At 48.7% G+C, this 9,268-nt stretch carries 10 protein-coding genes; 5 read left to right on the top strand and 5 right to left on the bottom strand.

All coding sequences use genetic code 11. The annotated features are described in order from the left end of the window. The 4 genes from LUQ50_RS10250 to LUQ50_RS10235 all read right to left on the bottom strand — a co-directional run. The coding region (locus tag LUQ50_RS10250) for a response regulator (RefSeq protein ID WP_300039740.1) at positions 1–592 on the bottom strand (592 nt) is incomplete at its 3' end. Beyond that, positions 585–4,031, bottom strand: coding sequence for an ATP-binding protein (locus LUQ50_RS10245; RefSeq protein WP_300039739.1), 3,447 nt, complete (start codon positions 4,029–4,031; stop codon positions 585–587). The genes LUQ50_RS10250 and LUQ50_RS10245, both read right to left, overlap by 8 nt. 137 nt (positions 4,032–4,168) lie before the next feature. Beyond that, positions 4,169–4,624, bottom strand: coding sequence for a hypothetical protein (locus tag LUQ50_RS10240; protein ID WP_300039738.1), 456 nt, complete (start codon positions 4,622–4,624; stop codon positions 4,169–4,171). 105 nt (positions 4,625–4,729) lie between these two features. Continuing rightward, the gene (locus LUQ50_RS10235) at positions 4,730–5,479 is read right to left on the bottom strand and encodes an SIMPL domain-containing protein (protein WP_300039737.1); all 750 of its coding nucleotides are present in this window, start codon (positions 5,477–5,479) and stop codon (positions 4,730–4,732) included. A 68-nt stretch (positions 5,480–5,547) separates the two neighbouring features. On the opposite strand from LUQ50_RS10235, the gene LUQ50_RS10230 reads away from it, so the two are divergent. The 5 genes from LUQ50_RS10230 to LUQ50_RS10210 are packed head-to-tail and all read left to right on the top strand — an operon-like array spanning position 5,548 to position 8,581. Further along, the gene (locus tag LUQ50_RS10230) at positions 5,548–5,922 is read left to right on the top strand and encodes a hypothetical protein (RefSeq protein WP_300039736.1); all 375 of its coding nucleotides are present in this window, start codon (positions 5,548–5,550) and stop codon (positions 5,920–5,922) included. Then, complete coding sequence (locus tag LUQ50_RS10225; protein WP_300039735.1) at positions 5,919–6,455, top strand: tRNA (cytidine(56)-2'-O)-methyltransferase; 537 nt, start codon at positions 5,919–5,921, stop codon at positions 6,453–6,455. Before LUQ50_RS10230 ends, LUQ50_RS10225 begins: the two co-directional genes overlap by 4 nt. Next, positions 6,452–7,540, top strand: a complete 1,089-nt coding sequence (locus tag LUQ50_RS10220; RefSeq protein ID WP_300039734.1) for an ATP-grasp domain-containing protein — start codon at positions 6,452–6,454, stop codon at positions 7,538–7,540. Before LUQ50_RS10225 ends, LUQ50_RS10220 begins: the two co-directional genes overlap by 4 nt. Next, complete coding sequence (locus tag LUQ50_RS10215) at positions 7,540–8,061, top strand: TFIIB-type zinc ribbon-containing protein (protein ID WP_300039733.1); 522 nt, start codon at positions 7,540–7,542, stop codon at positions 8,059–8,061. Before LUQ50_RS10220 ends, LUQ50_RS10215 begins: the two co-directional genes overlap by 1 nt. Next, a complete protein-coding gene (locus LUQ50_RS10210) occupies positions 8,054–8,581 on the top strand; it encodes an HDIG domain-containing metalloprotein (protein ID WP_300039732.1) in 528 nt (175 codons plus the stop codon). The genes LUQ50_RS10215 and LUQ50_RS10210 overlap by 8 nt, the downstream gene beginning before the upstream one ends. Before the next feature lie 29 nt (positions 8,582–8,610). On the opposite strand, the gene LUQ50_RS10205 is transcribed toward LUQ50_RS10210, so the two are convergent. After that, positions 8,611–9,153 (bottom strand): regulator of amino acid metabolism, contains ACT domain protein, encoded by a 543-nt coding sequence (locus LUQ50_RS10205; protein ID WP_300039731.1) that lies wholly within the window; start codon positions 9,151–9,153, stop codon positions 8,611–8,613. Positions 9,154–9,268 lie beyond the last annotated feature (115 nt).

Raw genomic sequence — 9,268 nt, 5'->3', positions numbered from 1 at the left:
GCCCCCCGACAGAATCAGGTTCAACCATCATACTGATATGGCCGGATATCTGGGTATGGGTATATGATACAGGCTGGTCCTCATTATGAGCCAGATTCCAGAGCGTAAAAAAAGCTTTATTGGCGTATGCAACTTTCCCGGTTTCAGGTTCGTACAGGTATATACCAAAGGGGATGGCACCGCTGATGGAAAAGAGGAGGGTTGACAACCACCGGCGATCCCGCTCGATCTGCTGATTCCAGATCAGGTTATCAATCTGAATCGGAAGGATGCTCAGATACTGCCGTTCAGGATCCTTAACCAGATAATCTTTCGCTCCAAGTTTTAAAGCGGTAACTGCATTGTTCAGATCAGCCTGACCAGTCAGTACAATGACCGGGGTATGATCAATCAGGGAAGGAAGGATGTCAAGAATCGTACCATCTGAAAGGAAATAATCGCAAAGGATGAGATCATAGTGTTGCGTGCGTTCCCGTGCTTCGGTGAGGGAAGAGGAGAGGTCAATCTGATACGGAAGGTTATACTTCTGAACCTCCCGCATGAGTGCACGTTGATCGATCAGATTATCTTCAATGTAATGGATCCTAATCATCAGATCTCCCCTCATGTTCTACGTTTTCATGCAAGGCTTCGCCAGAGTTTCCAAACGTGAAGAAGAAAGAAGTCCCGGTTCCCGGTGATGATCTAACCCATATTGATCCACCTGACGTTTCAACAATCCGCTTCACAATGGACAATCCCACTCCCGTACTCTTCTTCGCACCAGGAGCAGGATATGACCGGAATATCTCAAAAATTGACTCCTGCAGAGCGGGATCAATGCCAGGACCGTTGTCTGAAACCTCAAAAGTCCATAGATCAGAAGATCCTGACCAGGCCTCTTCAGATGTCCCGGTTTCATGTAACGGATCTTCACCACTACCCTGATAAGCCCTGATAGAGATCTCTCCGTCTTCACGATTCAGGTGAGTTAAGGAGTTCCCGATAAGGTTTTGAAACACCTGTTGTATTTTTGTCCGTTCTGCTACCAGAACAGGCATATCGGTCTCAATCCTGATGGTTACCGAAGGGGGAGGCGTGAGAATATCAATCACCTCCTGAATAACAGAACCGACATCGACCGGAACTTTCTCTTCCCGGGCGATACCAGCCTGGCTGTACGCCATGATCCCATCAATTAACTGATACATCCGCTGTACCTGATCGGTGATCATCTGGACATACTTCTGGCCTTCGGATCCAATGTTATCATGATAATCCTCACCGATCCAGGAGGCCAGGGTATAGATACCACGCAGGGGATCTTTGAGATCATGAGCCACAATATGGGCAAAATCATGCAGTCCCTGATTGGATGCGGACAACTCTTGTAACAGAGACTGAATCCTGATTTCAGCCCGTTTACGATCAGTGATATCCACGACCGAGAAGAGAACACAGGGATCCCCCTCGATCTCTATTAGGGCACCATATAATGAACCCAGTCGTACTCCGCCGGTTTTAGTATACAACTGGATCTCCCGATCACGGACGGATCCCTCAGTAATAATGACATCTTTTATCTGTCTGAATTGATCAGGATCGATAATCCCATATCCTGGTTTTTTTCCTGAATTCAAAACTTCTTTTCGTGAAAAACCAGTTGTATCAAAAAAGGTGGTATTCGCATCGATGAGACGACCATCACGAAGACTCCAGATTGCATGCAGTACCTGACTGGATCGGAATGCAGTTGCAAACTTGTGCTCAGAACGCTTCAGATGGGTGATATCTTTGCAGATACAGAATACTGCCTGACTTCCATTCCATACCCCTGGAAGATACCGCATCTCAACCGGTATCTCTTTCCCTTCAATGGTGAGAAGCACTGCAGTCCGTTCCAGACCTGAAACCACATTATACCCTTCTGCTGTACGCGGTTCATCCATCCATCGTGAGGTAAAAAGACCCGACAGACGGATCCCATTCAGATCTGACGCTTTGATCCCGATCTCCTGCTGTGCAAAGAAATTTGCCGTGATAATCCTTCCGTCAGTATCAAGGATAAACACAAAATCATTCAGATGATCAAAGAACTGCTGGAAGTTCTCCTCGCGCCGTTCATGTTCTTCTTCGCGTTCAATCCTCGCAATAGTGGTCATCAGCAGGTCAGCAGCGATCCGTAATGTTTCCAGCTCACTCCCATGCCATGAGCGCTTTCTGACCCGGTCTACCAGGATCAATGCTCCCCCGATATCCCCCGGGGATAGAAAAGGAATCAGGGCAATTGATTTTATTCCGTGATTTTCAAGATATTCATGCTCTGCAGGGAAGGTATCAGCAGGGCCGGCAATAATGGTGTGACGATTCGCATCAAAGAGCCAGGAACGGATCGGGCTATTGAGGAGGTCATACCATTCCAGTTGATCAGATGAGACTCTGCCGGTCTCTAAAGCCCAGACATAATCATGAGATAATATCGGGTTTTTCCCGGCTCCTGTCTTCCAGGCAAAGACATGAGCTTCACTGACACCGATTTGTAGTACAAATTTGTGCAGGATCTCAATAATTGACGAGATGCTTAAATCCCCAATTACCCGTCCTGCTGAGTACCCTATCGCCTCCAACACGGCATCACGGTTCTTGAAGGCGATTTTCGTACTTCTCCGGGCCTCTTCACCGGTAAGGGCATGGACCAGCAGATCGAGAATCAACTGATTTACTTCATTTATCTGACTTTCACCTGACAGAAAAAGGGTAAGATCCCCGACAGGGGTATCTCCTGCCATGATCTGGCGAGAGATTACCTGACAGGCACGGGGATACGATGATGCAAGTACCTGTTCCTTTTCATCTGACAGAGAAGCGTGAAAGGCCGTTGTATCAGACCCAAATAAACCGGATTGCACTGGCAAAAAACCGGCAATAATATCATGTACTGGATCATCTGCTTTCGGCCACGAACATACCCGGGAGTACCCTCCATCTTCAAACCTGGTGTAAAAAGCAGCTTCGGCTCCCAGCAGGGTTCCTGCAGTTGTGGTGATGAGTGATATGTTCTGATCACTTTCAATCCCGGTTGGAAGATAATTATCAAGAGCCTGATGAAATTTATCCAGAATTTCACGTCTCTCCCGCAGCATTTCCAGTTCCCGCTCCTGAACAGTGATAAGTGAACGAATTTTGTCATGCCTTCGGAAGAGGAGGAGGATAACGATAGTCCCGAATGTTATCGCAACCGTGCAGAACAGTACTGAACGCCAGAAATATACTGCAACAAATGATCTACCTTGGGCTAACACTTTTTTATCCCGGGAGATGGAGACTTGGAGACGGGAAGAGGAGGAGGGATCCATAAAGGTGAGTAACCCGGAGATCCGGGTATCATTCTGTTCCCCAATTGAGGAGACTACTCCGGAGGAGAACATATACTGAGAGATCGTACTGTCAGAACCCTCAGGTGAGATCACCTGTACCGGTAAAAATGCGAGGTTGAGATCACGACCTTGTTGATCAATAAGCGGCTGAAGTGGAATGCCGAATATGAGATCTCCAGCATGAAAACCTGTTGCTAATGAATTGCTTATCCTGCTTTGTGAGATCAGGAGCAGAGTTCCGTTCGCATACAGCAGTGATGCCCCTCCATCCGTATCAATTCCTTGAAATGCGGGATCATCAGGGGAAAATACAGGAGATATTTCGGTATAGGTATCTGGATCATACTGCTTCAGGTAAAGAATCTTTCCTTGGGAATCACGGATTGCTACATAGGTGATTCCCAGATTTTTAAGGGAAAAGATCTGCAGATTCCTTTCTATATATGAACCACCAGGAGACAGGGCATATTGGGCAGTGTCATCCCATTTCGCATAATCCTGAGTTGTTTTCCCGAGTACATCTGCAGAGGAGACGATCATATCCCGTACTGATTGAAGCGTGAGATTCATCTCAGCCTCTTCGATCTCATTATACGAAGTCAGAATCTCCCGGGAGTTGAACTGGATGAAGGAGAGAGCCAGAATTAGGATGAGCAGAATCAACGATAGAACCATCTTTCTCCTGATAAGGAAAGACCCCCTTCTGCCCGGCTGATAATCGGGAAAAAGCATTGATATCAGTGAATCTATCACCTGAACTCAGAACGATCTTTGATGTTGCCCTCAATTAACCTATCTGACCTGCTGAACAGTCAGGAAACATTTGAATGGCGTTCATACCGGGATGAATAGGTATCAATCGCTGCCAGTGAACCATCCACGTCATTATAGTTCACGGTTACGTCTGCAGGATTGAGATTGAGGTACTCAAAGGTCTCCCTGATAAGTGGAATGTCCATAAATCCCTCATAATCACCAGCAGAGAGTCCGGTAATGATCTGAGTCAGGGACTCATCAACCATTGAGAAGACAGTTCCTCCTTCAGAACCATACGAGTCATTTAGTCCAAGATCATGAGCCAGGAGGAGAAGCGTGTTCAGATGATCGTGTCCTTCACCCCCGATAAAATCAAGGGATGAGTTCATCTTCGCATCCGGATGATCATTCTGGGATGAATCTCCTGCAATAACACCAGAGATACATACCACATTTACTACGATGAGGACAATCAAAAACCCTGCAAGTCGAAGACCTGATATCATGCTCATGATGATCCTGCCAATTCGGAAAATGCGATCCGGATACCGGTACAGATGAATTGTCTGCTTACTTAAAAAAATGACGCAGGTATTGGTTCTGTCACAGGTTTCAGATCAGACAATCATGTATGCGATAGAGACCTGTGCAGATACATCAACACTCCCCGGCTCAATCGGGGTTGACGGGCCTGCGGCAACCATCTTCGCACTCCGCATATCCTGATTATAATATACCGGAGGGTTGTAGCTGTCTTCAACGGTAACCTCATGGACAGACCCGACACCACAGCCCATCGCAAGCGTTACCGCATCGGCATCTGCCCTGGCCTTTTCCACGGCAATACGGAGAGCCTCACTACGCAGTTCCGCAGTCCTCGGCTTGCTCAGGGTAAATTGGAGTGATTTTACTTCATTTGCACCGTTTGATACTGCCATATCGATGAGATCCCCGACAGATTCGAGATCAGATGTCTCGATGGTGACGGTATTGGAGACCTCATAGATGGTTACATTTTCTCCAAATTTTGCTTTGAGTGCGTCATCAGGACTGTACACTTCAGATATCGAGTATGAACTGGTACTGATCTCCGCGGAGGTAAGATTGCCTTTTGACGGATCCTTTAACATTGCCATCACGGTATCCATCTTTCTGGCATTCTCCTTTTGAGCAGCTTTTACATCTGGATTTTTTGTCACCACCGAGAAGGATATCTCACACCGGTCAGGGGTGGTCTTGACGATCCCGTTTCCTGAAACATGGATCAACTGTTCTTTTGTACTGGTGCTGGTCTCTTCTGCACCGGCAAGTCCTGCCAGACAGAAGAGGAGGAGGACCAGTACTATGGATGCTCTCTTGATCTGCATGCTCTGATCTCTGCTCCCCAACTCATACCCTTTCTCATGACCTCAGTTATTTTCCAGGTCATGCTCTGATGACCAGACGTACATCAAGAACTAATTACCATTCATACCAATATTCTCCCAGCGTGAGAGCAGAAGAATACGACTGGATCCTCTATCATATCATTGCCAGGGAGAAAAACTGCACAATCGAAGAGATATGTGAGCACAGCGGGTTTTCCCGGACTCTGGCTGAGGAGTCACTCAGCAGGCTTACAAAAACCCTCCTTGTGGAATGCCGGGCTGACCGGTACCGTGTCTGCTCATTTGAGGAGTTCCTGATTACCAGCAGGATGAACCAGGATCCTTTTTCAGATATCATCATCGAGAACGGAGTTGTAAAGGTGAAACAGACCAGCGTAGAGCCAGCAGATGCAAAGCATGCAGATTCAGCGATGAAACCATGAAAGAGGTAGCAATACTCAGACTCGGACACCGCCCGCAGCGTGACCAGCGGGTTACTACCCATGTCGGTCTGACAGCACGGGCACTTGGTGCAACCGGAATGTACCTAGCTTCAAATGATACCGGAATCGTAAAAAGTATACTTGATGTCGGTGATCGGTGGGGCGGGGAGTTCTTTGTCGAGAATGATGTCGGATGGCATTCCTGCATCAGGCACTGGAAGGAAGCCGGAGGAACGGTGGTACATCTTACGATGTTCGGGCTGAACCTTCCGGATGTTGAGGAGGAGATCCTGACCCGTGTGAAGATCCTGGTGGTAGTCGGCGCTGAAAAAGTGCCGGGTGAGGTATACCATCTTGCTGACTACAATGTCGCGGTCAGTAATCAGCCGCATTCAGAGATCTCCAGCATGGCCATATTTCTGGATCATCTGATGGGCAAAGATGCACTTGTTCAGAAATTCCCGAACGCCAAAGTCAGGGTCGTTCCATGCAAAGAAGGGAAACTGGTCGAAGAGATAAGGCCTGAAGAATGACCGGAGTAATCCAGAGGATACTGGTTGCCGGTTTCTCCACCAGGCATGTAGTTGCGTCAGCGGTCAGAGCCGGACTTGAGGTCTGTGCGATCGATAACTTCTGCGATCAGGATCTCAGGAATATCACCATAGCATGTGCCAGGTTTGAGGAACTTATCGAACTTCCAGATATCATCCGCAGGTTTTGTACTGAATATCGGGTTGATGCGGTTATTACGACGTCAGGTGCAGAAGATCTCACTGGCCTTCCGGCACCGATCCTCGGGACCGATCCCAACACTGCTGCACGGTTTCTTGACAAGGAAAAGACACAACAGTTCTTTGAGGAACACGGCTTTCCGGCCCCTTCCCGTGTGGCTCAGGGAATTTTCCCTGCCATGCTCAAACCATGCAGAGGGTCAGGGGGATGGAGGAACGCTCTGGTTACCTGTGATGAGGATATCAGGAGGTGGAAGAGCCTCTTTTTGGACGAGCCATATCTGCTCCAGGAGGTTGCACCCGGTATTCCGGCCTCGGTCTGCTGTGTTGCCGATGGGAGGAGGGCACGTGCAGTTGCGGCAAACCTTCAGATCTTGAGGGGAGGTGATGAGGCGCGATATGGGTTTTGTGGATCGGTGACCCCGTTCAGACACCCTCTTACCGGGATGATGCGCGGAATGGCTGAAGAGATCGCCGGAGCAAGCGGATGCAAAGGAGTAGTCGGGGTGGATTTCCTGGTCACTGATGACCGGATCATCCCCATTGAGATCAACCCCCGGTTCGTTGCAACACTCGATACGATCGAGTGTGCTACCGGGTGTAACCTGGTGCGGATGCATATCGATGCCTGCCACGGGATTCTTCCTGCCGTTGTACCGGAGGGGGAACGAACCTGCATCAGACAGATCCTTTTTGCTCCCCGGGATCTGACCATCAGCACCGATCTCTCATACCTCATTCCGGATGTGGCAGACATCCCTGTTCCCCCGGCAGAATTCGAGGCTGGAGATGCGGTTATCAGCGTATTCGGGGAGGGAACTGATGAGTCATCTGCAAGGATGGCACTGGATAAAACTATCAGAACAGTATTCCAATATATAGGCTGATGGTCACCGTAGAAGAGCTGCTCGAGGAGCCGGCGATCGTAGCGTACCTGCACCGGATGATTGGGGACGAAGGGATGAACCTGATCCGCCGCTTTCCTGAAGGAAAAGAGTACAGCGACGAAGAACTGGCTGAACTGACCGAGATCAATCTGAACTCAGTCAGGAACACGCTCTATACTCTGTATGAGCACCGGTTGGCACGATACCGGAGAATCAAGAATAACGAAACCGGCTGGCTGACCTATCTGTGGAATCTGCAACTCTCCAATATCTATGATGCGGTAGCAAAGGATATGGAAATTATCCTTGAAAAACTGAAGAAGCGTCACTATTACGAGGAGCAGAACGATTTCTACATCTGTAAAGAATGTGGGAATGTCACCACCTTTTATGATGCAATGGACAGCCAGTTTGTCTGTGGTGTCTGTGAAAAACAGATGTCTCACTTTGACAATGATCCCCTCGTGGATGCGCTGGCACGGCGAATTTCAAGGATGAAGGAAACACTCGGGTATGCCTGAGCCCGGGGACGAATACATCAGGTATCTCAAAGAAACAGGCTGCGAATCCAACGTAATATCACACTGCCTGACGGTACGTGAGGTTGCAGTACGGATCGCAGATCTGATCCTGGCTGCCGGCATGATACCAGTGGACCGGGATCTTGTGGCTGCCGGAGCTGTGCTTCATGATATCGGAAGATCTGAAACCCACGGGATGGATCATGCCGATGCCGGGGGTAGAATCTGCAAAGAAAAGAAATTTTCACCAGCAATCTGCAAGATCGTGGAACGACATATAGGTGCCGGTCTGAACGGGAGTGAACGGGTGGGGTTCGGGCTTGCTGATGAAGATCGCCTGCCTGAAACGATTGAAGAGAAGATCGTAGCCCATGCTGATAACCTGGTGAAGGGATCCCGGATCAGTACCCGGGAAGAACTCAATGCTTCAATCAGGAAATTCCCCCAGGTAGTTCAACTCAGGTTTACTACGCTCGCTGATGAACTTGAACGGCTCGCGGGTGGAAGAGAACTCCCCTGAATCCGTGTGATAGTTTTATTTTGTGTTGATCAGAGGATCAGCCGCCGTACCACCGGCAGTGCCCTGAGGTCTTCGATAACTGATGCCGGAATCATACACTCGGTGATGATCACCAGTTTGGGGTCTTCAGAGAGAAGGGGATCCGTGACAAAGATCTGCCTGATACCAATACCATGAGATGAGAGTACATGGATACAGGCATCCACAATTCCTGTTTTGGTAGCATCATCAGGAAGGATAGTGATGACCGATAACGAGAGTTTGTCAGCGATAAGGGTCAGATCGGGGGTCGCACGCATCGCGAGGAAGATATCCCGGTATTGGGACTCCAGGATGCGCTTTGCAGTAGTGTCAACCACCCGCCGATCAACCCCGACCTGCTGACCGATCTGGGTTGATGCTACCGGGATGGTGTTACAACAGATCCTCCCTTCTTCATTTACCCCGAATCCGTTCTCGAGGAGAAACCTGACAACTCTACTCTGTGACGGGGAATCAGAGAAACCGGAGAGGATAGCAGACCACATATGATGACAGACTGTTTGATCTGAGAGAGATAAATAACCGGTCATGTTGATCCCAGGCAGGTGACTGGAAAGAACCAAGTCAATAAGTATAAGTGCTGATACGCATACATTATTGAGGCACGCAGTCGAAGAAACCTGATTCAGGCCTTTTTGGTATCAG

Origin of the sequence: Methanospirillum sp. (assembly GCF_028679455.1) — an archaeon.
Taxonomy (GTDB): domain Archaea; phylum Halobacteriota; class Methanomicrobia; order Methanomicrobiales; family Methanospirillaceae; genus Methanospirillum.
This window is presented reverse-complemented; position numbering and strand designations above follow the sequence as displayed.

What these genes read in the sequence shown, in the direction of transcription:
- LUQ50_RS10245 (WP_300039739.1), bottom strand. Translation starts at nt 4,031, where the DNA reads ATGGTTCTATCGTTGATTCTGCTCATCCTAATTCTGGCTCTCTCCTTC.
- LUQ50_RS10240 (WP_300039738.1), bottom strand. Translation starts at nt 4,624, where the DNA reads ATGAGCATGATATCAGGTCTTCGACTTGCAGGGTTTTTGATTGTCCTC.
- LUQ50_RS10235 (WP_300039737.1), bottom strand. Translation starts at nt 5,479, where the DNA reads ATGCAGATCAAGAGAGCATCCATAGTACTGGTCCTCCTCCTCTTCTGT.
- LUQ50_RS10230 (WP_300039736.1), top strand. Translation starts at nt 5,548, where the DNA reads ATGACCAGACGTACATCAAGAACTAATTACCATTCATACCAATATTCT.
- LUQ50_RS10225 (WP_300039735.1), top strand. Translation starts at nt 5,919, where the DNA reads ATGAAAGAGGTAGCAATACTCAGACTCGGACACCGCCCGCAGCGTGAC.
- LUQ50_RS10220 (WP_300039734.1), top strand. Translation starts at nt 6,452, where the DNA reads ATGACCGGAGTAATCCAGAGGATACTGGTTGCCGGTTTCTCCACCAGG.
- LUQ50_RS10215 (WP_300039733.1), top strand. Translation starts at nt 7,540, where the DNA reads ATGGTCACCGTAGAAGAGCTGCTCGAGGAGCCGGCGATCGTAGCGTAC.
- LUQ50_RS10210 (WP_300039732.1), top strand. Translation starts at nt 8,054, where the DNA reads ATGCCTGAGCCCGGGGACGAATACATCAGGTATCTCAAAGAAACAGGC.
- LUQ50_RS10205 (WP_300039731.1), bottom strand. Translation starts at nt 9,153, where the DNA reads ATGACCGGTTATTTATCTCTCTCAGATCAAACAGTCTGTCATCATATG.